Consider the following 22,490-nt stretch of genomic DNA (forward strand, 5'->3'; position numbering starts at 1 on the left):
GCCTTCTGCGTCTGGAACGCCCGTCTAAGTGATCACGGAAGACTACTCCGAGCGCGGCGCCCGGTGCAGCCCGATGACGCCCGACGGACCGTACACCGGTGATCGGTTGACCCATTATCGGATGCGCAGACAGTCCGCCGACCCGCATATCGTCCCGCGGGGTCACCCGGTCGGAGCAGTCGCAAGTCCCCGCGGAAGGGACCTCTTTCGGGGAAGATCCAGGCAGTGACGCGGTCCACGCCGGATCAGCCCCACACCTCCGTCCGACACCGAGGGGAAGAGTCGTTGTCCATGCAGGTCTGGCCGGGACAGGCGTATCCGCTCGGAGCCGTGTACGACGGCGCGGGCACCAATTTCGCGGTGTACTCGGAGGCGGCACGGCGCATCGAGCTGTGCCTCCTCCACGACGACGGATCGGAGACCGCCGTCGAGCTGCGCGAGACCGACGCGTTCGTCCGGCACGCCTACCTGCCCGGCGTGATGCCGGGCCAGCGCTACGGCTTCCGGGTCCACGGGCCGTACGAGCCCGAGCGCGGACAGCGCTGCAACCCCGCCAAGCTGCTGCTGGACCCGTACGCGCGGGCCGTCGCCGGGAGCGTCGACTGGGGCGAGGAGGTCTACGGCTACCACTTCGGCCGGCCCGACTCGCGCAACGACCTCGACTCCGCGCCGTACACGATGAGCTCGGTCGTGGTGAACCCTTACTTCGACTGGGGCGACGACCGGCCGCCGCGGCACGACTACCACCGGACGGTGCTGTACGAGGCCCACGTCAAGGGGCTGACGATGCGCCACCCGGAGCTGCCGGAGGAGCTGCGCGGCACGTACGGGGCGCTCGCCCACCCGGCGGTCATCGGTCACCTGACCCGGCTGGGGGTGACGGCGCTGGAGCTCATGCCCGTGCACCAGTACGTCCACGACCACCGCCTGGTCGACGACGGGCTGACGAACTACTGGGGCTACAACACCATCGGCTTCTTCGCCCCGCACAACGGCTACGCCTCCGGCGACCGGGGGCAGCAGGTGCTGGAGTTCAAGTCGGCGGTGCGGGCGCTGCACGAGGCGGGCATCGAGGTCATCCTCGACGTGGTCTACAACCACACGGCGGAGGGGAACCACCTGGGGCCGACGCTGTCGTTCCGCGGGCTGGACAACGCCTCGTACTACCGCCTGGCGGACGACCCGCGGCACTACGTCGACACCACCGGCACCGGGAACTCGCTGCTGATGCGCTCGCCGCACGTCCTCCAACTGATCATGGACTCGCTGCGGTACTGGGTCACCGAGATGCACGTGGACGGCTTCCGCTTCGACCTGGCGGCGACGCTCGCCCGGCAGTTCCACGAGGTGGACCGGCTGTCGTCGTTCTTCGACCTCGTCCAGCAGGATCCGGTGGTCAGCCAGGTGAAGCTGATCGCGGAGCCCTGGGACCTGGGCGAGGGCGGCTACCAGGTGGGCAACTTCCCGCCGCTGTGGACCGAGTGGAACGGCAAGTACCGGGACACCGTACGGGACCTGTGGCGCGGCCAGCCGCGCACGCTGGCCGAGTTCGCGAGCCGGCTGACGGGCTCCTCCGACCTGTACCAGGACGACGGCCGCAGGCCGCTGGCGTCCATCAACTTCCACACCTGCCACGACGGTTTCACCCTGCACGACCTCGTCTCGTACAACGAGAAGCACAACGAGGCCAATCGGGAGGGCAACCGGGACGGCGAGGCGCACAACCGGTCCTGGAACTGCGGCGTCGAGGGGCCCACGGAGGACCCGGACGTCGTCCAGCTGCGGGAGCGGCAGATGCGCAACTTCACGGCCACCCTGATGCTGTCGCAGGGGGTGCCGATGCTGAGCCACGGCGACGAGTTCGCGCGCAGCCAGGGCGGCAACAACAACGCCTACTGCCAGGACAACGAGCTGGCCTGGGTGTCCTGGCCCGAGCCGGGCAAGCCGCCGCCCTCGCTGCTGGAGTTCACGCGGCGGATGGTGTGGCTGCGGCGCGACCACCCGGTGTTCCGGCGGCGCCGGTTCTTCCACGGCCGCCCGGTGGAGGGGACCCACGACGAGCTGTCCGACATCGCCTGGTTCACCCCGTACGGGGAGCCGATGCGGGCCCGCGACTGGCAGGCGCAGCAGACGCGTGCGCTGACGGTGTTCCTCAACGGGGAGGCCATCTCCGAGCCGGGCCCGCGAGGGGAGCGGATCACCGACGACTCGTTCCTGCTGATGTTCAACGCCGGCGCGGAGCGGCAGGAGTTCACGATCCCGGCCGGGCACGGGGCGCAGTGGCGGCTGGTGGTGGACACGGCGCGGCCGGAGGTGCCGCCGCCCGGCACCGGGCCGCAGTACGCGGCCGGTGACCGGGTGGCGCTGGTGGGGCGGTCGCTGGCGGTGCTTCAGCGGCCTGCGTAGCGCACCGGGGCGGCTCCCGGCGGCGCGGCGGGCGACGGGTCGGGCCGGGCGGGCACCCGGCCGCGGGCCGCCGGGACGCGGGTGGCGCACGCGAGGGCGAGCGCGAGGGCGGCCGCCGCCACGGCGACGGCGAACGCGCCGTCGGCGCCGTGGGCCTCGGCGAGCCGCCCGGACAGGGCGAGGGCCGAGGCCTGGCCGGCGACGAGCGCGCTGGCGGCCCAGGCGGTCGCCTCGGCGAGCCGGTCCGCGGCGACCGACCGCTCCGTGAGGGCGAAAGCGGTGATCAGGTGGGGTGCGTAGGCGGCGCCGAGGACGGTGACCGCCGCGTACAGCGCCGGGAGGCCGTCGGTGTACAGCAGCGGCACGGACAGGACGAGCGCCGCGCCGGTGGCGGCCCGCCAGCGCAGCCGCAGCCCGACGCGGGCGGGCAGCGCGCCGACCGCCAGGCCCGCCACGGCGCTGACGACGCCCATGGCGGCGTAGACGGTGCCGGCCTGGCCGGGGGCGCCGAGGCGGGCGGTGAGGGCGGCGATGCCGGCCTGGCAGGCGCCGAACATGGCGCCCTGGAGGAAGAGGGAGCCGCGGACGGCGTGGACGACGCCGGGGTGGCGGGGCCGGCGGGGGCGCCGTCCGGCAGGGGCGGTGGCGGCAGCGGCGGCCGGGGCGGTGGCGGCCGCGGTGGGGTGGAGGGCGAAGGCGGTGCCGAAGACGGCGACGAGGGCGGCCGCCAGGGCCAGGGCGAACGCGGGGTGCGCGGCGAGGGCGGCGACTCCGACGAGGGCGGGCCCGAGGACGAAGGACACCTCGTCGAGGGTCCCTTCGAGGGAGTGGACGGCGCCCAGCAGGCCCTCGTCGGCGCGGGCGCGGTGCGCGAGCGCGACGGACCTGGTCCGGGCGAGCGGCCCGACCAGCGGCACCGACGCCCCGGCGAGGGCCCCGACCGCGGCGAGCGCCGGCACCGGCAGGCCCCCGAGGGCGCCGGCGACCAGGCCGGCGGTGGCGGCCGCGTTGACCGCCGCGGCGGCGAGGACCACGGGCCGCTGGCCGCGGCGGTCGGCGGTCCGCCCGAGCAGCGGCCCGCCGAGGACCTGCCCGGCGGAGAGCGCGGCGCCGACCGTCCCGGCGGCAGCGAGGGAGCCGCTGGTCGCGGCGACGAGGAGGACGCTGCCGAACTGGACCATGGCCACGGGCAGGCGGGCGAGGAAGGAGAGCAGCGGTAGCAGGGGCCCGGTCAGGGCGAGGACGCGTCGATAGGTATCGAGGGTTCCGGACACCGGCCCACGCTAACGGGGTGCAGTCACCCGGATGCATTGGGTCATGGCACGGAATCCGGGAAGCTGGGTACGTACGTTCTCATGAGCCGGCCTGAGAAGCAGTCAACCGTCCGATCCGGTGCCCGGGCGGGGGCCGTGCCCGCGGTGCCGTCCGCGACGTACCGCCTCCAGCTGACCCCGGAGTCCCCGTTCTCCGCGGCGGCGGCCGCCGTGCCGCACATCGCCTCGCTCGGCGCCTCCCACCTGCACCTCTCCCCCGTCCTGGAGGCCGTCCCCGGCTCCCTTCACGGGTACGACGTCACCGACCACACCCGCGTACGGGAGGAGCTCGGCGGGGAGGCCGGGCTGCGGGCGCTGGCCGGCACCGCCCGGGAGCACGGGCTCGGCCTCGTCCTGGACATCGTTCCGAACCACATGGCGGTGCCGCACCCGCTGCGGCTGAACCGGCCGCTGTGGGAGGTGCTGCGGGAGGGCCCGCGGTCGCCGTCGGCCCGCTGGTTCGACATCGACTGGGAGGCGGGCGGCGGCAAGGTGCTGCTGCCGCTGCTCGACCGGCCGTTCGACCCGGCCGACTGCGCGGTCGACGGCGAGGTGTTGCGCCACGGCACGTGGGAGTTCCCGCTGCGGCCGGGGACGGCCGGGCTGCCGCTGCCCGAGCTGCTCGCGGAGCAGTGGTACCGGCCCGCCCACTGGCGGACGGCGCGCACCGAGCTGAACTACCGGCGCTTCTTCACCATCGCGCAGCTGATCGGCGTCCGGGTGGAGGACCCCGAGGTGTTCGCCGCCTCCCACGCCAAGGTGCTGGAGCTGGTGCGGGACGGGGTGGCGGCCGGGCTGCGGATCGACCACGTGGACGGGCTCGCCGACCCGGAGGGCTACCTGCGGCGGCTGCGCGCCGGCGTCGGCGACGACTGCTGGGTGGTGGTGGAGAAGATCCTCGGCCGGCGGGAGCGGCTGCCGGCCGGCTGGCCCGTCGCCGGGACCACCGGCTACGACGCCCTCCACCGGGTCGACGGCGTGTTCACCTGCCCGGACGGCGCCGCCGAACTCGACCGCCGGTTCCGGGAGTCGACGGGCCTGCCGGGCTGGCGGGAGACGGCCCGCGCCTGCACCCGGGAGGTGCTGGAGGGCGACCTGGCCGCCGAGCTCGCCACCCTGGAACGGGCCGCGGGGCCGGAGCTCGCCCCGGCCGTGCGGGAGCTGCTCGTCGCCTACCCCGTCTACCGGCCCTACCCGGGCGAGGGGCGGCTCGACCCGCGGGCCGCGGCGGAGGCGGCCCGGCAGGCCGGCGCCGCGGCGGTGGAGGGCGTACGGGAGCTGATGGAGGCCGATGCGGGCTTCGCCGCGCGGTTCTCCCAGACGTCGGCGGCACTGCGCGCCAAGTCGCTGGAGGACCGGGCCTTCTACCGGTACGCGCCACTGCTGTCGGCGGCCGAGGTCGGGGCGGACCCGGGGCGGCCGGCCGTGTCCCCGGGGGAGTTCCACGCGTACTGCGCCGCGCTGGAGCGCGACTGGCCGTTCACCGGGACGGTGCTGTCCACGCACGACACGAAGCGGAGCGCGGACGTGCGGGCGCGGATCTCCGCCCTGTCGCAGGACCCCGGCCTGATGGGCCGGCCTGGCGGCCCGGACCCGCAGCTCGCGTGGGTGGCGCGGCAGACCGCCCTCGGACTCGGCGAGGTGCCGGAGCGGGAGGAGCGGCTGTCCGGGGCGCTGCTGAAGGCGGTCCGGGAGGCGGCGCTGCGGACCAGCTGGACCGAGCCGGACGAGGCGTACGAGGAGCTGGTCGCCGCTTGCGTGCCGGACGCGCAGGAGCTGCCGAAGGAGGCCGCGGAGGCGGCCCGGGCGAACCTGCTGGGGATGGTGCTGCTGCACCTGGCGATGCCGGGCGTCCCGGAGGTGTACCAGGGCTCGGAGTCGGAGTACCGGGCGCTGGTGGACCCGGACAACCGCCGGCCGGCCGTGTTTCCGCGGGAGGCGCTTGCCCGGCTGGACGCGGGGGCGGCGCCGCGCGGCCAGGCGGAGGAGAAGCTGGCCCTGACGGCCGCGCTGCTGCGGTTGCGGAGGGACCGGCCCGCGCTGTTCTCGGGGTACGCCCCCCTGGCCGGCCGCGGCCCGGCGGCCGCGCACTGCCTGGCGTTCACCCGTACGGGCGGTCTGGTGGCGGTGGCGACCCGGCTCTCGCTCCGGCTGGCCCGCGCGGGCGGCTGGCGCGAGACGGTCCTGCCGCTTCCGCCGGGGAGGTGGGTTGCGCTGCTGCCGCCGGCGGGGGCGGAGGCGTACGGGGCGGAGGCCTACGGAGCGGACGCGTACGGGGCGCAGGCGTACGAGGGCGAGGCCCGCCTCGCGGACTTGCTGTCGGCCCGCCCGGTGGCGGCCTTGGTCCGCGCGGAGGGGACGGGGTGAGGGGCGGCGGGGGCGGGGAGGCGCGGCCGCGGCAGCAGCGGCGCAGGCCGGCGGCGGCGCGGGCGCGCGGCGGCGCGGGCGCGCGGCGGCGGATGAGCGGCGGACGCGCGAGGCGCACCTCGGCCCGCCCGGCGGAGCCCGACGGCGGCCCGCCCCGCGCCGGCCGCCCCGCCCCGTGCCGCGCCGCGCCGGGGCGGCACGGGGCGGGGGCCGGACCGGCGCCCGCCGGGAGCACCGCGGACCGGGCGACGGAGATCGCCATCGCGGACGCACGACGATCGAGCCGCGGGCACGCGGCGGACGTACGGCTCCCGGGCGGCGGCCGGAGGATGCCCGTGCAGTGGTCGCGCGGCGGACGTGCGGCTGCCGCTCGCCTCGCGGCGGCGAAGCTTTGGCCAAGGGCGAGGCGTTGGCCAGGGCATTTCCGTGAAGATGCGGGCCCGGATGAGCAGTAGCGGGCGTGCGCGGCGGGCATTGCATGGAGGTGACCCACCACCAGGACATGCGCTACCCCACACCGCGCGAACTCGCGCAGGCCGCCCGCGCGCTGGCGGACGAACACCCCCGCCGGGCACGGCTGCGCCGCGTCGGCGCCTCCCGGGCCGGGGAGCCGCTCTGGCTGCTCTCCGTCCGGCCCGGTGGCCCCGGTACCGCCCCGGACGGCGGCGAGGTGCTCGTCGTCGCGGGGGCCCACGCCAACGAGCCCGTCGGCGGCGCCACCGCCCTCGCCCTCGCCCGGCACCTGGCCGCCGGCCACCCGGCCCCGGGCAGCGGACCGCGGGCCGGCGGCGGCTGGCACTTCCTGCTGTGCGCCGACCCGGACGGCGCCGCGCTGCACCGCACCCCGCAACCGCGGTCGCTGCTCGACTACCACCGCAGCTTCTACCGCCCGCCGGGCCCGGAGCAGCCCGAGTGGGCGCCGTCCCTGCTGCCCGCGGACCGCCTCCCGCCGGAGACCCGGATCCTGACCGGGCTCATCGACGAGCTCCGGCCGGTGCTCCAGGTCTCCCTGCACGCCACCGACCTCGGCGGCTCCTGGGTACAGCTCACCCGCGACATACCGGGGCTGGCCGAGCCGTTCGCCAAGTCGGCCGCGGAGCTGCGGATCCCGGTCGAGACGGGCGCCTCGGACGCCGCCGGCTGGCCCTCCCCCGGCCCCGGGATCTTCGTCCTGCCGCCGGCCGGACCGGACGCCCCGCGGTCCTTCCACCCCGAGGACACCCGGCTCAGCACCTGGTACCGGGCCCACCGGCACGCCGGCACCACCGCCGTCGTCGAAGTCCCCATGTGGGCCTCCGACCTCGTCGACGACCCGGCCCCGCACCCCGACCCGCGCGGCGCCCTCCGCGCGCTCGCCGACCGCCTGGCCCGGGACACCGCCCTGGTCGCCGCTGTCCGCGACCGCTCCGGCGGCCCGCCCGCGGAGGACGACGGCCCGGGCGCCGCGGCCCTGCTGCGCGCCGTCGACTGGACGCTCGGCCTGATCCCCGGCATCACGGCCGAGTGGACGGGCCCCGCGGCCCCGGCCGATGCCACCGCGGCCCGCATCCACAGCATCGACGCGTTCGGCCGCCGCCTCTCCCTGCGCGCCGCCTCGATGCTCCTGCGCGTCCTGCGCGGCCGCGGCCACCCCGCCGCCCCGGAACTGGACCGCCTGGTGACGGGCTGGTGCACGGATTTCGAGGCCCGTTTCCAGGCCCGCCCGGTCCCGATCCCGACCCAGGTGGAACACCAGTCGCGGACGGTCCTCTCCACGTACACCCACCTGCTGAAATCCCCCCGGCCCGGCACCGACTGACGCGGGGGCAGCCGGAGGCCGGTGTCGCGGGGACGTCCGGTGCGCCTGCCGTGCCGGGCCGGCTCATCGAGCGGTCGTGCCGTCCGGGGGGACGGGGAGGGTGTAGCGCTGTTTGGGGGCGGAGAGGGCTCCCTCGCGGGTGTAGAAGCGGCGGGCGCCCTCGTTCCAGTCCGGAGTCTGCCACTGGACCTCCGGGAGGTCCAGGTCGCGGGCCAGGGCGGTCACCGCGTCCAGCAGGGCAGCGCCCAGGCCGTGGCCGCGGGACTCCTCCGCGAGGTAGAGGCAGTCCATGTGGAGGTGGTGCCGGGCGTCCCAGAAGGAGAACTCGGCGGTGCAGGCCGCGTATCCGGCGACCCGGCCGGAGGGGTCCTCGGCGAGCAGGACCCAGGCCCGCGGCTCCGGGGCGAACAGGTGCGGGGCGAGCCGCTCGGCCAGGCCCGGCGGACGGGGGGCCGACTTCTCGTACGCGATGTGCCCGTGCATCAGCTCGGCCAGGCGGGGAAGGTCCTCCGGCCTGGCCGGGCGGATGGCGGGGGCGGCGGATTCGGGGTTCACGGGGTCATCCTCCGTCCTCCGCCCCGGCCGCGCCCCATCCGCCCCGGCCGCTGCGTCAGGTGGAGGAGAGGCGGAAGGACATGCGGCCGAATCCGATCTGGTCGCCGTCGCGGACGACGATCGAGCCCGTCACCCTGCGGCCGTTGACGGTGGTGCCGTTCGAGGAGCCGAGGTCGGTGAGGATCCACATGCCGTCGCGCATGCCGAGTTCGGCGTGGACGCGGGAGACCGTTTCGTCGGTGAGGCGCAGGCCGTTGCCCGGGTCGCGGCCGATGCGCAGCGGCTGGGCGCCCGGGTGGGGCAGCAGCAGCTTGGGGAGCCGTTCGACGGTCCAGGCGCGCCGGACCCCCGCGGACACGGCGGAGATGCGTCCGACCCAGCCGAACAGGCGCCGCGCCCACACGGTTTCGCCCTCGCGGCCGTCGAGGTCGGCGACCAGGACGGCGAGTTCCTCGGGGCGGCGGGCGACGAGGGCGAGCTCCATGCGGCGCAGGAACGTGTCGTGGGACAGCTTGCCCGCGGCCGCGCCTTCGCGGAGCTGGCCCAGGGCCCGGTCGCGCTCCGCGTCGGACAGGCGCGGCGCGGGGTAGGCGGGGAACTCGAAACTCGACGTCACAGGGTGATTGTCGGCCCGTCGGGGCCGGAGTGTCCAGAACGGGGCCGGCCACCCGGCGATGATGGGTGCGGCACATGGCACAGCACACGTTCCGGTACGCCGACGACGAGGGGAACGCCCGTGCAGTTCGAGGTGTGGGCACCGCTGACGGACCGGGTCGCGCTGCGGCTCGGGCAGGCCGAGCACGGCATGGAGCGCGACCCAGGCCGGCCGGGCTGGTGGGTGGTGCGGGTCCCGGCCGGCGACGGCGACCGGTACGGGTTCCGGTTGGGCGGCGCTGCGGAGGTGCGGCCCGACCCGCGCGGCCGGCGCCTGCCGGACGGCCCGGACGGCCTGTCCGCGGTGGTGGACACCGCCGCCCTGGCGCCGCAGGCGCCGCCGCCCGGCACCCGCCTGCAGGACGCGGTCCTGTACGAGCTGCACGTCGGCACGTTCACCCCCGAGGGCACCTTCGACGCGGCGGCCGCCCGCCTGCCGCACCTGGTCCGGCTCGGGGTCACGCACGTCGAGCTGATGCCCGTCTGCCCGTTCCCCGGACGGCACGGATGGGGGTACGACGGGGTGGCGCCGTGGGCGGTGCACGAGCCGTACGGGGGCCCGGCGGGGCTGGCCCGGTTCGTGGACGCCGCCCACCGGGCCGGGCTCGGGGTCGTGCTGGACGTCGTGCACAACCACCTGGGGCCCACCGGGAACCACCTGCCCGCCTTCGGGCCGTACTTCACGGACGCGCACCACACCCCGTGGGGAGCGGCGGTGAACCTGGACGGCCCCGGCTCCGACGAGGTCCGCGCGTACTTCCTCGGCAGTGCGCTGGCCTGGCTGCGGGACTACGGGATCGACGGGCTGCGCCTGGACGCCGTGCACGCGCTGGCCGACGGGCGGGCGCTGACGTTCCTGGAGGAGCTGTCCGCCGCGGTGGACGCGCTCGCCGCCGAGACGGGGCGGCCGCTGTTCCTGATCGCGGAGTCGGACGCCTGCGATCCGCGGACGACGACGCCCCGCGCGGCCGGCGGGCTCGGCCTGCACGCCCAGTGGAACGACGACTTCCACCATGCGCTGCACGGTGCGCTGACCGGCGAATCGCAGGGCTACTACGCCGACTTCGCCCAGGCCCCGTTCGCCGCGCTGGCGAAGACGATGACGCGGGCGTTCTTCCACGACGGGACGTGGTCCTCCTTCCGGGGGCGCACGCACGGCCGGCCGGTGGACCGCCGCCGGACGCCCGCGCACCGGTTCCTCGGGTACGCGCAGACGCACGACCAGGTCGGCAACCGGGCGCAGGGCGACCGGCTCGCCGCGTCGGTGTCGCCGGGGCTGCAGGCGTGCGCGGCGGCGCTGGTGCTGGCGGGGCCGTTCGTGCCGATGCTGTTCATGGGCGAGGAGTGGGGTGCGGGCACGCCGTGGCAGTACTTCACCGACCATCCCGACCCGGACCTGGCCCGGGCCGTGCGGGAGGGCAGGCGGCGGGAGTTCGCCGCGCACGGGTGGCGTCCCGAGGAGGTCCCGGACCCGCAGGACCCGGCCACCCGGGAGCGGTCCTGCCTGGACTGGGCGGAGCCGGAGCGGCAGCCGCACGCGCGGCTGCTGGACTGGTACCGGACGCTGGTGGCGCTGCGGCGCACGCATCCGGACCTGCGGGATCCCGATCTGGCGGCGGTGCGTGTGGCGTACGACGAGGAGCGGCGCTGGCTGACGTTCCGCCGGGGCGACGTCCGGGTGGTGGTGAACGCGGCCGCGGAGCCGGCGACGGTCGCGCTGGGCCGGAACGGGGTGCGGGTCCTGGCCGCGTGGGAGGAGGTCCCGCATCCGGACGCGGAGGGGCGCGTCCACGTCCCCGCGGAGTCGGTGGTCGTCCTCGGGCCGTGACGCGGGCGGCTCCCCGGCCTCCGGTTCAGGCGGGCGCCGTGAGGCGTGCGGCCAGGGCGGCCGCGGCAGGGGTCGGCGTACGGGGGGTGAGCAGCTCGGTGCGGTGGACCAGCCGGGTGCCGGCGAGCGGTACGGCGGCCCCGGCCGCGCCCGCCGCGGCGGTTTCGGCGACGCGGCGGGGCAGCAGGGCCAGCCCGTGCCCGGCGGCGGCCAGGGCGCACAGGGCGTGCAGGTCGGTGCCGTCGTACCGCAGGGCGGGGGTGGTGCGGGCGGCGGCGGGCGGGGCGAGTCCGACGTGCGGGGCGTCGAGCCAGCGGGCGTCGGCCAGGTCGTCCAGCCGCAGCGCGGCCCGCCCGGCGAAGGGGTGCCCGGCCGGGAGCAGGACGGCGAGGGGTTCCTCCGCGACGCCGGTGACGGCCAGCGGTGCCACGTCGGGCAGCCGGAGCGGGTCGCTGGGGGCGGCCGTGCCGTCGGTGATTCCGAGGTCGCAGCCGCCGGTGGCGACGGCTGCGGGCACCGCGGAGGGCGGGACGACCCGCAGTTCGACGCCGGTGGAGGGCAGTGCGGCGAGCAGCGCCGGGCCGACGGCGAGCGGGGACGCGGCGAGGGTCAGGCGGCCGGGCGGGGCCGCAGCCAGCCGGCGGACGTCGGCGCGGGCGGCGTCGATCCGGAGCAGCAGCGGCGCGGCGTGTTCGAGGAGGCGGTGCCCGGCGGGGGTGGGGGCGACGGGGCGGCGGGTCAGCAGGCCGGTGCCCAGGTCGGCCTCCAGGGCGGCGATGTGCTGGGAGACGGCCGACTGGGTGTAGCCGAGCTCGCGGGCGGCGGCGGAGAAGGACGCCAGCCGGGCCACTGCGGCGAAGGTGCGGAGCAGGTGCGGATCCATGGCCATCAGAATCGCTTATCGATCATGCAGGAACAATCGTTGGCGCTGAACGCGGGGCGGCCCGCAGGATGATCCGCATGACCACCGACACACCCGCCCGCACCCCCCGCCACACACGTCCCGCGCGCATCGCGCTCGTCGGCGACCGCTCCCCGCACGTCGAGTCCCACGTGCGGATCCCGCGCCTCCTCGACGTCCTCGCCTCCCGCGACGGGCTCGTCCTCGACGCGTACTGGATCCCGACCGCCGGGGCCGCGGCCGAGGCCGCCTCCGGCTCGCTCGCCCGCTTCGACGCGGTCTGGGTACTGCCCGGCAGCCCGTACGCCAGCGAGGCCGGCGCGCTCGCCGCGATCCGGACCGCCCGCGAGGAGGGCATCCCCTTCCTCGGGACGTGCGGCGGCTTCCAGCACACCCTGCTGGAGTTCGCCCGCTCGGTGTGCGGGCTTGCGGTCGGGCACGCGGAGAACGACCCCGCCGCCGAGGACCTGCTCATCGCGCCGCTCGCCTGCTCGCTCGTCGGACACGAGGGCCTGGTGCGGGCGGAGCCCGGCTCGCTGGCCGAGGCGGCGCTGGGAGCGGAGCAGAGCCTGGAGCGCTACCACTGCAACTTCGGCCCGGACCCCCGCCACCTGCCGGCGCTCGCCGCGCACGGGCTGCGGCTGTCCGGGCACGACGGGGACGGGCAGCTTCGGATGGCGGAGCTGCCGGGGCACCCGTTCTTCCTGGCCACCCTCTTCCAGCCGGAGCTGTACGGCGACGGGAGCCGCCCGCACCCGGTGGTGAAGGCCCTCGCGGCGGCTGCCGTGGCGCACGCCGCGGCCACCGGCTGACGGGAGCACCCGGGCGGCGGCCCGCGGCTGCCCGCGGCAGCGCGGCCGCGGGCGGCGTGTCGCGGTACCGCCCCGCTGATCGGCTATGCTGTGCGTGCACATCGAACGGGCGGCCCGCCGCCCGTCGTGGTGGGTGTAGCTCAGTTGGTAGAGCACCTGGTTGTGGTCCAGGTGGCCGCGGGTTCGAGTCCCGTCACTCACCCTTCAGACCCGTGGGGCGCGATTTCTGTCGCGCCCCACGGGCTTTTCCGTTTCCTGCCCCCGGTTCAGCCGCGCAGGAAGTCCTCGACCTCTGTGACGAACGCCACCGGCGTCTCGTGCGGCGGGTAATGGCCGGCGCCCGACAGGGGCACGACCCGGCAGTCGGGGTACGCGGCCTGCCACGTGTCCCGCATCACGGCGGGCGTGAGCGCGAGGTCGTACTCCCCCACGAGCACCAGCACCGGGACGCCGTTCCCCTTCACCGCGGCCGACAGGTCCGCCGACCGCCAGCTCTCCAGGTAGGCGGCGAACGCCTCCGGCCGGGACACGGCCAGGGAGTGCGCGACCATCCGGTCCAGCCAGTGCCCGCTCACCCGGTTGCCGGTGACGAGGTCGAGGATGGCGCGGCGGTTCTCCGGGCTGCGGGCGGCGCCCTGGAACAGCGCGAGGGTCGTGTCGTCCATCGCGTACGGGCCCGGCGGCACCGGGTTCACGCCGATCAGCTTCTCCACCCGGCCGGGCGCGCGCACGAGCACCTGCTGCATGGCCTTGCCGCCCATGGAGTGGCCCACCAGCGAGAACGTGTCCCAGCCGAGCTCGTCGGCGAGCGCGAGCACGTCCGCGGCGATCTCGTCGAGGTCGAAGCGGCCGTCGACGTCCCGGCGGTCGCCGTAGCCGCGGTAGTCGGGGAAGGCGTACGAGAAGCCCTCCGGATCGAAGTGGTCGAGGACCGAACCCCAGTTGGCGGAGGTGCCGAACCAGTCGTGCAGCACGATCGCGCGGACGGGGCCGGTACCGATCCGGCGGTGGGCGATGGCCATGCGTTCTCCCTCGGTGACGAGTCGGGCGGAACCGACGCCGTAGGTACTGCCCATCCGGCCCGCCCCCACACCGCGGGCGGGGGTGGAGAGCGGCTCGGGCCTCAGACGGCCGCCGGGACATCGGCGCGGTCCGGAGGGGCAGCGCGTTCTGGTCCGCGAGGGCATCGTGGGCCGCGCCTGCGCCGCCTCCCGGCCGGCCGCGAGGGCAGGCTCGTCCGACCGCGGGGCCGGCGGCGGGCCGGGGTCGGGAAGCGGGTCAGGCGTCCGGCGGCCGGACGCCCCGGGCGGCCCGGTCGCCGTCCGGGTGCGGTCCGGCGATGCGGCCGTCGCGCAACTCGACGACTTCGTCGGCGAGTTCGAGGAGGACCGGGTCGTGGGTGGCGACGAGGACGGTGACGCCCTCGCTGCGGGCCACCGCGCGCAGCAGCTGCATGATCGAGCGGCCGGTCTCGGAGTCGAGCTGGCCGGTCGGCTCGTCCGCGATGATCAGCGCGGGCTCGTTGGCGAGTGCGCGGGCGACGGCGACGCGCTGCTGCTGGCCGCCGGAGAGCTCGCCCGGCCGCTGTTCGGCGTGCTCGGCCAGGCCGACGAGGGCGAGCAGGGTCCGGGCCCGCTCCTCGCGCTCCTTCGCCGGGACGCCGCGCATCCGCATCGGGACGCCGACGTTCTCGGCCGCGGTCAGGACGGGGATCAGGCCGAAGGACTGGAACACGAAGCCGATCCGGTCGCGGCGCAGGGCGAGCAGGCCCGCCTCGTCGAGTCCGGCCAGGTCGGTGCCGTCGACGGTGACGGTGCCGCCGCTCGGGGCGTCCAGGCCGCCGACCAGGTTCAGCAGGGTGGTCTTGCCGGAGCCCGAGCGGCCCTTGAGGGCGGTCAGGCTCCCCCGCGCGACCTCGAAGGACGCCCCGCGCAGCGCGTGCACGGCGCGCTCCCCGCTGCCGAAGGTGCGGTGGACGCCGTCCACGACGACCATGGGCGCCGCGGGCGCGGCGCCTCCCGCGGCCGCACCCCGCGCGGCGGGCACCGCGGCCGCAGCCGGTGTTGCCTGATGATCTGTCATGACGCTTGCTCCTCCCGGGAGTCGGTCGACCGGCGGGCCCGCGGACACGACATGCGGATCGCTCGGCCTCCGAATATGTTCATTCGCCACCGGGGTCGCGCAAGCCCCTTCCGTGGCGCGATCGTTTCTGACAGCATCGTCCGCTATCCGGAGCCAATCGCCCGGAAAGGGGAGGAATACCGCGCATGCTCGGCTTCGTCGTGCGCCGGCTGCGCGGGAGACTGCCGCTCGCCGCCGCCGTACTGCTGACCGTACTGATCGCCACCACGGTGCTGACCGCGCTGACCGCGTTCACCCGCGGCGTGGGCGAGGCCGGGCTGCGCCAGGCGCTCACCGGCCCGGACCGGGTCCGGACCACCGTCCTCGTCACCGGCGGGCATCCGGCGTCCGCACGCGGGAAGGACGACGCCGCCGTACGCGCCTTCGCCGACGAGCTGTTCGGCCGGTTCCCGGTCGACGCCGTGGTCGCGGCGCGCAGCCGCTCGTACGGGCTGCCGCCCGCCCACAACCCCGGCGCCGAGGCGGCCCTGACCCTGCTGGCCTCCCTCGACCGCGAGCAGGCCGTCCTGGTCGCCGGCCAGTGGCCCGGCGCCGTAGCGGCGCCCGGCGGGCCGGTGCCGGTCGCCGTCCCGCAGCAGGCGCTGGCCCGGCTCGGGATGACCGGGCAGTCGCTGCCGGGCGACGTGCGGCTCGACGACCGGTACGGCGGCCCGCCGCTCACCGTGCGGGTCACCGGCGTCTACCGGGCGGCCGACCGGCACGCGGCCTACTGGAGACTCGACCCGCTGGGAGGGCGCGGGGTCCAGGTCGCCGGCTTCACCTCGTACGGCCCGCTGCTCGTCGACGACAGCGCCTTCACCGCGGGCGGACTCGCCCAGGACTCCCGCGCCTGGCTGCTCACCCCCGGCTTCGGGGACGTCCGCCCCGCCGAGACCCGCGACCTCGCCGCCCGGGCCCAGGACGCCGCCGCCCGCCTCAAGGACGCCACCGGACTGACCGCCACCACCGAAATCCGGCAGTTCCTGGACGAGCTGGAGTCGCGGCAGGCCGTGGCCCGCTCGGCCGTACTCGTCGGCGCGCTCCAGCTCGCCGTCCTCGCCGCGGCCGCCCTGCTGCTCGTCTCCCGCCTGCTGACGGACCGGCAGGAGGGCGAGCGGGGCCTGCTGCTGGCCCGCGGGGCGTCCCGGAGGAAGCTCGCCGCCCTGGGCCTGGCCGAGGCGCTGCTGATCACCCTGCCGGCCGCGCTGCTGGCGCCGCTGCTCACCCCGCCGCTGCTGCGGCTGTTCGCCGGGGCCGGCCCGCTGGCCCGGGTGCCGTTCGACCCGGAGCGCGGCCCGCTGCTGCCGTGGGCCGCCGCGGCCGCCTGCGCGGCGGGCTGCCTGCTGCTGATCACCCTGCCGGCCGTGCTCCGCGGGACCGCGGCCGCCGCGCTGCGCCGGGCCGGCCGCCGACAGGCGGTCGTCGCCGGGGCCGCCCGCTCCGGGGCCGACCTGGCACTGCTCGCCCTCGCCGTCCTCGCCTACCGGCAGGTCGCCGCGCACGGCGGCGCCACCCCGGCAGCCGGCGCCCCGGGCGCGGACGCCGGGCTCGGCGTCGACCTGCTGCTGGTCGCGGCGCCGACGCTGGCCCTGTGCGCCGGAACCCTGCTCGTGCTGCGGCTGCTGCCGTTCGCGGCGCGCCTCGGCGGGCGGATGGCCGCCCGGGGCCGCGGACTCGGGCCGGCGCTCGTCGGCTGGCAGCTGGCCCGCAGGCCCGGCCGGGCCGCCGGCCCCGTGCTGCTCCTCGTCCTCGCCGTGGCCGGCGGAGTCCTGGCCGTGGGCCAGCACACCGCCTGGTCCGCGTCGCAGCGCGACCAGGCGGACTTCGCCACCGCGGGCGGGCTGCGGATCCACGGCAGCGACCTCCCCTCCATGGGCCAGGGCGGCCGGTACGCGGCCCTGCCCGGCGGCGAGCGGGTGATGCCGGTGATCCGCAGCGCCCAGCAGCTGCCCTCGGGGCGGACCGCGCAGTTCCTGGCGTTCGACACCGCCGCGGCCGCCGAACGCGTCCCGCTGCGCGCCGATCTGCGCGACGGCCGTCCGATGCGCGACCTGTTCCCCGCGCCCGCCGCCGGCGCCCCCGCGGCGGACGGGGTCCCGCTGCCCGGGACGCCGCGCCGCATCGACCTGGACGTCGCGCTGAGCCCCTCCGGCGACAGCGGCGACCCGGGGCTCGGGCTGCTGCTCCGCGACCGGTTCGGGCTGACCCACCGGACGCCGATGGTCCCGCTGCCGCCCGGCGGCCGTGCCACCGTGCCGGTGGACCTCGGCATGCCGACCGGGGCCCCGCTCGGATCCGCCGCCGCGCCGCTGAGCCTCGCCGGGATCGTCGTGTCGTACCGCCCCGCGGGCGACTTCACGGGCGACGCCGCCGTAGGGGGCGAGGCGGCCGTACTGCGGCTCGCCGTCTCCGACAGTGCCGACGGCCCGGCCGCCCCCGTGCCGGCACCCGCGCCGGGGGCCGTCTGGACGCTCACCACCCCGCAGCCCCCGGCATCCGACCGGCAGCCCGCCGGGGAGCTCCTGCCCGCGGGCGGGGACGGCTCCGCCTGGGTGCGGCTGCGCTACCGGGGCGGCATCGACGTGCCGGGCGGCGTACAGCTGGTGCTCACCCCGCCCGGGGCGGCGCAGCCCGTGACCGAGGTGCCCGCAGTCGCCACCCGCGGCTACCTCGCGGAGACGGGAGCGGCCGTCGGGGACCTCGTCACCGTCACCGTCGGGCCGGTCACCGTGCCCGTACGGATCGGCGCCGCCGTGCACGCCCTGCCCGTGGCGGGCGATCCGGCCCTCGTCGTCGACCTGCACTCCCTGGGGCGCCTGCTCGCGGCGGCCGGGGCGCGGGAGCTGCCCGCCCCCGCCGAGTGGTGGCTGCCGGCGGCGTCCGCCGTCGACGCCGCGCCGGCGCAGGCGGCCGCCGTCCTGCGCGCCGGATCCGGGGCGCAGCAGGCGGTGCTGCGGGAGGAGGTCGCGGACCGGCTGCTGCGGGACCCGCTGAGTGCCGGCCCGCAGGCCGTGCCGGCCGCCCTGGCGGCGGTCGGGGCGGTGCTCGCGGCGATCGGTTTCGCCGCGGCCGGCGCCGCCGCGGGCCGGGAGCGGGCCCGGGAGTTCGGGGTCCTGCAGGCCCTCGGGGCGTCCCGGCGGAAGCTGGCCGGGACCGCGGCCGCCGAGGGCTGCCTGCTGGTGGGGCTGGGCAGCGCCGTCGGGGCGGGGCTGGGCGCCGTGATCGTCCACTTGGTCGTCCCGCTGCTGGTGCTGACGCCCGCCGGACGGCGCCCCGTGCCCGAGGTGCTCGTCGACCTGCCGACCGGCGCCACCCTGCTGCTGGTGGCCGCCGTCGCCGCGGCACCGCTGCTGTCGGCCGTACTCGCAAGCCGCGGCGGGCGCGCCGACCCGGCCGCCCGGCTGCGCCACGTGGAGGAGCTGTGACCAGGGACGCGACGGACCGCCGGCCCGAGCCGGCCGACGAGCCGCAGCCGGGCGCCGCCCCGAAGCCGGGCGCCGGACCGCGGCCGCCCCACGGCACGCCGTCGGGCGGGGCCGCGCGGAACGGCGGGGCCGCCGGGCGGCGGGTGCGGCCCGCGGCCTGGGTGCGGACCCGGCTGCGGGCCGCCCCGCTGGGCACCCTGCTCGCGGCCGCCCTCGCCTTCACCGCCGTCCTCCTCGCGGCCGCCCTGCCGAGGGCCCTGGACCGCGGCGCCGACCAGGCGCTGCGCTCCTTCCTTCACGGACGGCCCGCCCCGACGAGCCTGATCGCCACCTCCGACGCGCGGGTCGGGCCGCAGACCCCCGAGGGCCTGGACGAGGTCCTGGCGAAACTCCTCGCGCGGACCGGACCGGTGTCCCGGATCGCCCCGACCGGGCCGGTCCACGGCACCCGGGCGCTCGGTTCGCGTGCGCTCGGCAACCCCGGACTGGCCCGCCCCGAGGGCGTGCCGCCCGAGCTGAACCTCCTGTACCTGCGGCAGCCCGACCGGCACGCCCGGCTCGTCTCGGGCCGCTGGCCCGCCGGCGGAACCGCCGACGGCCCGCTGCCGGTGGCGCTGTCCCAGAAGGCGGCCGAGACCCTGAACGCCCGGCTCGGGATGGTCCTGGAGACCCCGCCGGACCTGTTCGGCCGCCCGTACCGGGCCGAGGTGGTCGGCCTGTACGCGGTCGACGACGAGGAGGACCCCTACTGGGCCGACCTGCCCTGCCTCACCCGGGCCTGCGCCAACTACACCACGGGCAAACTGCCGGCGCTCTACTGGCAGACCGCGGCGCTCGTCGGACCGGACGCCATCGGCCGGCTCGGCACCTGGGGCAAGAGCTCCGAGGACTTCTGGCGGCTGCCCGTGGACACCGCCGCCCTCCGGGCCGACCAAGTCGGCGCGGTCAAGCACGAGCTGGCCTCCTACACTGTCGGGCCGACCGCCTTCGAGCTGGAGCGCACAGCCGGCCGGCCCAACCTGCGGATCACCTCCGAGCTGCCGCAGCTGCTCACGCAGGCCGAAGCCCGTTGGCAGGCGGCCGCACCGCTCGCCGCGATCGGCCCGGCCGGCGTCACCGGAGTGGCCGTCGTCGTGTTCCTCTCGGCCGCGGCGCTCGCCGCCGACCGGAGGCAGGCCGAGCTGCGGCTGCTCACGGCCCGCGGCGGCTCGCGCGCCGGCATCATCGGCCGGCTGCTCGGCGAGGGCGCCGTCACCGTCCTCCCGGCCGCCGCGGCCGCGACCGCGCTCGCCCTGGTGCTGCTGCCGACGCCGCGGTGGGCGGGCTCCCTGCTGGCTGCCGCCGCGACGACCCTGTTCGTCCTGCTCGCCTTCCCCGTCCGGGCCGCCGTCCTGCTGTCCCCGCCCCGCGCGCCCGCCCCGCGGCGGCGCCTGGTCGCAGAGCTGCTGGTGCTCGCCGCCACCGCCGCGGCCGTGTACGAGGTCCGCCGGCGCGGGATCGCGCCCGCCGGGCAGGGCCCCGACGTCCTGCTGATCGCCGCTCCGCTGCTGCTCGCCCTCTCCGGCGGGCTGGTACTGGCCCGCCTCCAGCCGACCGTCGTCGCACTGCTGGCCGGGGCGGCCGGGCGGGGCCGCGGCCTCGTCGGCTTCCTCGGCCTGGCCCGCGCCGCGCGCGGCACCGGGGGCCGGGCGCGGCCGTCCGCGCTGCCGCTGATCGCGCTGCTGCTCGCGGTCACCACCGGCGGCTTCGGCGCCACGGTGCTGGACGCGGTGGACTCCGCCAGGATCCGAGCGGCCCGGCTCGCGGTCGGCGGCGACGTGCAGATCGCCGCGTCCCCCGGCCACACCCTGCCGGAGGAGATGTCCCGGGCCGCCGCCGCACTGCCCGGCGTACGGACCGCGGTCGAGGTGTGGACCGACGACAACGCCTTCCTGTTCGGGACGGTGCAGGGCTCCACCCAGGTCGCCGTGGTCATCGCCGACCCCGTCCGGTACGCCGAACTGGCCCGCAGTACCGGCCGCGGCGGGTTCGACCCCGCGCTGCTGGCCCCCGGTGCCGCCGACGCCCCGGTTCCGGCGCTGTTCAGCAGCGGGCTGGCCCGGCTGGTCCGGCCCGGCGGAGAGCCGTTCCGGCTGCACCTGGACTCCGGCGGGGAGCTGGGGATCCGCAACGCCGCCGTGGTCGACGGCACCCCGGCCAAGCCGAACGGCGGCGGGGCCGTCATCGTCCTCCCCGCCGGTCCCGCGACCGCCGCCGCACTGCCGCGCCGCCCCGGCCCCGACCGGTGGTTCGCCGTCGGCGCGGTCGACGAGGACCGGCTGCGGGAGCTCGTCCGGACCACGGCGCCGGCCGGGCAGGCCCCGCGGTTCCGGGTGGAGACCAGCACCGCCGTGGCCGCCGGGCTCGGCGAGAACCCGCTCCAGCGGTCGGCGGGCCGGCTGTTCTGGGGCTCCCTCGCCGGGGCCCTCGGATTCGCCCTGCTGGCGGTGCTGCTGACCCTCGTACGGGCCGCCCCCGAGCGGGCCGCCGTACTGGCCCGGCTCCGCACGATGGGCCTGCGGCCCCGGCAGGGTCTGCGCCTGATCCTCGTCGAGGCGATGCCGCAGGCGGTCGGCGCCACCCTGGGCGGGGCTGCCGTCGGGCTGGCCGCCGTGGCGCTGCTGGGCCCGTACGCGGACCTGACGACCATGGTCGGCGCGCCCGTGCCTCCGGGGCTGCGGCCTGCGGTCCTGCCGGTCCTGGCGCAGGCGCTGGGCCTGGCCGCGCTGGTGGCCCTGGCGGTGCTCGTCGAGACCGCGGTGTCCGGGCGGCGCCAGATCACCACCGAGTTGAGAGCGGGAGACCAGCGTTGACCACCGACCAGCCGACGTACCAAGAGCTGCGACAGCAGGCCCTCGCGGCCTCCGGGCCCCGCGGGCCGGAGGCGGGGACGGCCATCGCCTGCGACCGGCTGGTGCGCATCTTCAGCACCGACGGGATCGAGGTGCAGGCACTCCAGGGCCTGGAACTGACCGTGGCCCGCGGGGACCTGGTGGCCCTGGTCGGCGCCTCGGGCAGCGGCAAGTCGACCCTGCTGAACATCCTGGCGGGGCTGGACGTCCCGACCGCCGGCACGGCCACCGTCGACGGGTACGACCTGCTGGAGATGTCCGCGAAGGACCGGCTGCGCTACCGGCGCGAGGCCGTGGGCTTCGTGTGGCAGCAGACGGCCCGCAACCTGCTGCCGTTCCTGACGGCCGCCCAGAACGTCGCCCTGCCGCTGCAGCTGGCCGGCCGCACGCGGGGCGCGGCCCGGCGGCAGGCCGCCGCCCGGGTCGGGGAGCTCCTCGACGCCCTCGGCATCGGCGACCTCGCGGGCCGGCGGCCCGCCGAGCTGTCCGGCGGCCAGCAGCAGCGGGTGGCCATCGCGGTGGCCATGGCAAACGACCCGGCTGTGCTCCTGGCCGACGAGCCGACAGGTGAGCTCGACTCGGAGACCGGGGCCGCGGTCTTCGAGGCGCTGCGCACCGTGAACCGCGAGCTCGGCGCCACCGTCGTCGTCGTCACGCACGACCCGCTCGTCGCGGGCGAGGTCCGCCGTACGGTCGCGATCCGCGACGGCCGTACCAGCAGCGAGGTGCTGCGGCGCACCGTGACCGACGAGCACGGCGCCGAGTCGGTGAGCGAACGCGAGTACGTGGTGCTGGACCGCACCGGCCGCGTGCAGCTGCCGCGGAAGTTCCTGGAGGCGCTGGGCATGGAGCACCGCGTCGCCGTCGAGATGGCCGCCGGCCACATCGAGGTGCACCCCGACGACGCCGCCTGAGGGGCGGCGGCCCGGACTGTGATCGGGCGGGTGCGGCGCGTCGGGTAGCGTCTCGCGCAGGTGCGGGACGGCGAGGGCCGCCCGTCGTTCTCCGGAGGAGTGTCTCGTGGCGCGTCCGCTCGACGGTGTCGTCTTCGCGCCGGTCGCCGACCAGGCGCCCGGGCAGGTCGGGCGGGAGACCCGGTTCGCGTACCGCGAGGAGGCGGGGCGGATCTGGGCCGAGTACGCCGGCGGGGACGTCGTCCGCGGGTTCCTCGTCGGTACGCGCACCGGCGACGTGCTCGACTTCCGGTACGTGCAGCTCCGGCCCGACGGGACGACCGCTTCCGGGCACTGCACGTCCACCGTGGCGGAACTGGCCGACGGGCGGCTCCGGTTGGAGGAGTCCTGGGAGTGGGAGTCCGGGCCCGGCACCGGCACGAGCACGGTGGAGGAAGTGCCGCGGGCGTAGCCGCCGTACTCAGGCGGTCCGGGGGCGGCCGCGCCGCGAAGTGAGCATCCGTAC

Annotated in this window: 15 protein-coding genes and 1 tRNA gene; 10 read left to right on the forward strand and 6 right to left on the reverse strand. The window is 77.1% G+C overall.

The features are described from left to right. Positions 1–291: 291 nt before the first annotated feature. Positions 292–2,406 (forward strand): glycogen debranching protein GlgX, encoded by a 2,115-nt coding sequence (glgX, locus tag IE170_RS12135; RefSeq protein WP_189809471.1) that lies wholly within the window; start codon positions 292–294, stop codon positions 2,404–2,406. Here the strand turns inward: glgX and IE170_RS12140 are convergent. After that, on the reverse strand, positions 2,391–3,680 hold the full coding sequence (locus IE170_RS12140) for an MFS transporter (protein ID WP_189809344.1): 1,290 nt from the start codon (positions 3,678–3,680) through the stop codon (positions 2,391–2,393). The genes glgX and IE170_RS12140 overlap by 16 nt on opposite strands. A gap of 81 nt (positions 3,681–3,761) precedes the next feature. Here IE170_RS12140 and treY point away from each other — a divergent pair, with 81 nt between their 5' ends. Together treY and IE170_RS12150 are read left to right on the forward strand one after the other, a co-directional pair. Continuing rightward, positions 3,762–6,086, forward strand: coding sequence for a malto-oligosyltrehalose synthase (gene treY, locus IE170_RS12145; protein WP_189809345.1), 2,325 nt, complete (start codon positions 3,762–3,764; stop codon positions 6,084–6,086). A 502-nt stretch (positions 6,087–6,588) separates the two neighbouring features. Next, a complete protein-coding gene (locus IE170_RS12150) occupies positions 6,589–7,884 on the forward strand; it encodes a M14 family zinc carboxypeptidase (protein ID WP_223856413.1) in 1,296 nt (431 codons plus the stop codon). A 63-nt stretch (positions 7,885–7,947) separates the two neighbouring features. Here the strand turns inward: IE170_RS12150 and IE170_RS12155 are convergent, their stop codons facing one another. Both IE170_RS12155 and IE170_RS12160 read right to left on the reverse strand, forming a co-directional pair. Continuing rightward, positions 7,948–8,439 (reverse strand): GNAT family N-acetyltransferase, encoded by a 492-nt coding sequence (locus IE170_RS12155; protein WP_229884693.1) that lies wholly within the window; start codon positions 8,437–8,439, stop codon positions 7,948–7,950. Between the two features lie 55 nt (positions 8,440–8,494). Continuing rightward, a complete protein-coding gene (locus tag IE170_RS12160; RefSeq protein WP_189809347.1) occupies positions 8,495–9,055 on the reverse strand; it encodes a DUF1707 and FHA domain-containing protein in 561 nt (186 codons plus the stop codon). A 120-nt stretch (positions 9,056–9,175) separates the two neighbouring features. Between IE170_RS12160 and treZ the strand changes: the two genes are divergently transcribed. Beyond that, a complete protein-coding gene (treZ, locus tag IE170_RS12165; protein WP_189809348.1) occupies positions 9,176–10,921 on the forward strand; it encodes a malto-oligosyltrehalose trehalohydrolase in 1,746 nt (581 codons plus the stop codon). Positions 10,922–10,946: 25 nt separating this feature from the next. Here treZ and IE170_RS12170 read toward each other — a convergent pair whose 3' ends face one another. Then, entirely contained in the window at positions 10,947–11,804 is an 858-nt protein-coding gene (locus IE170_RS12170) for a LysR family transcriptional regulator (RefSeq protein ID WP_189809473.1), read from the reverse strand. A 77-nt stretch (positions 11,805–11,881) separates the two neighbouring features. Here IE170_RS12170 and IE170_RS12175 point away from each other — a divergent pair, with 77 nt between their 5' ends. Both IE170_RS12175 and IE170_RS12180 read left to right on the forward strand, forming a co-directional pair. Further along, a complete protein-coding gene (locus IE170_RS12175) occupies positions 11,882–12,634 on the forward strand; it encodes a CTP synthase C-terminal region-related (seleno)protein (RefSeq protein ID WP_189809349.1) in 753 nt (250 codons plus the stop codon). Positions 12,635–12,763: 129 nt separating this feature from the next. Then, positions 12,764–12,836: transfer RNA gene (locus IE170_RS12180), tRNA-His, on the forward strand. Positions 12,837–12,900: 64 nt separating this feature from the next. Here IE170_RS12180 and IE170_RS12185 read toward each other — a convergent pair. Then, complete coding sequence (locus IE170_RS12185) at positions 12,901–13,656, reverse strand: alpha/beta fold hydrolase (protein WP_189809350.1); 756 nt, start codon at positions 13,654–13,656, stop codon at positions 12,901–12,903. A 256-nt stretch (positions 13,657–13,912) separates the two neighbouring features. Continuing rightward, complete coding sequence (locus IE170_RS12190) at positions 13,913–14,629, reverse strand: ABC transporter ATP-binding protein (protein ID WP_223856409.1); 717 nt, start codon at positions 14,627–14,629, stop codon at positions 13,913–13,915. Between the two features lie 272 nt (positions 14,630–14,901). Here IE170_RS12190 and IE170_RS12195 point away from each other — a divergent pair, with 272 nt between their 5' ends. The 4 genes from IE170_RS12195 (at position 14,902) to IE170_RS12210 (ending at position 22,436) form a co-directional block, all read left to right on the forward strand. Continuing rightward, complete coding sequence (locus IE170_RS12195) at positions 14,902–18,180, forward strand: FtsX-like permease family protein (RefSeq protein WP_189809352.1); 3,279 nt, start codon at positions 14,902–14,904, stop codon at positions 18,178–18,180. Then, positions 18,177–21,032 (forward strand): hypothetical protein, encoded by a 2,856-nt coding sequence (locus tag IE170_RS12200; RefSeq protein ID WP_189809353.1) that lies wholly within the window; start codon positions 18,177–18,179, stop codon positions 21,030–21,032. Before IE170_RS12195 ends, IE170_RS12200 begins: the two co-directional genes overlap by 4 nt. Further along, positions 21,029–21,985 (forward strand): ABC transporter ATP-binding protein, encoded by a 957-nt coding sequence (locus tag IE170_RS12205; RefSeq protein WP_189809354.1) that lies wholly within the window; start codon positions 21,029–21,031, stop codon positions 21,983–21,985. The genes IE170_RS12200 and IE170_RS12205 overlap by 4 nt, the downstream gene beginning before the upstream one ends. Positions 21,986–22,091: 106 nt before the next feature. Further along, the gene (locus IE170_RS12210) at positions 22,092–22,436 is read left to right on the forward strand and encodes an avidin-fold protein (protein ID WP_189809355.1); all 345 of its coding nucleotides are present in this window, start codon (positions 22,092–22,094) and stop codon (positions 22,434–22,436) included. The last annotated feature ends 54 nt before the right edge of the window (positions 22,437–22,490 follow it).

Source organism: Streptomyces toxytricini (genome assembly GCF_014649915.1).
Classification (GTDB): Bacteria; Actinomycetota; Actinomycetes; order Streptomycetales; family Streptomycetaceae; genus Streptomyces; species Streptomyces toxytricini.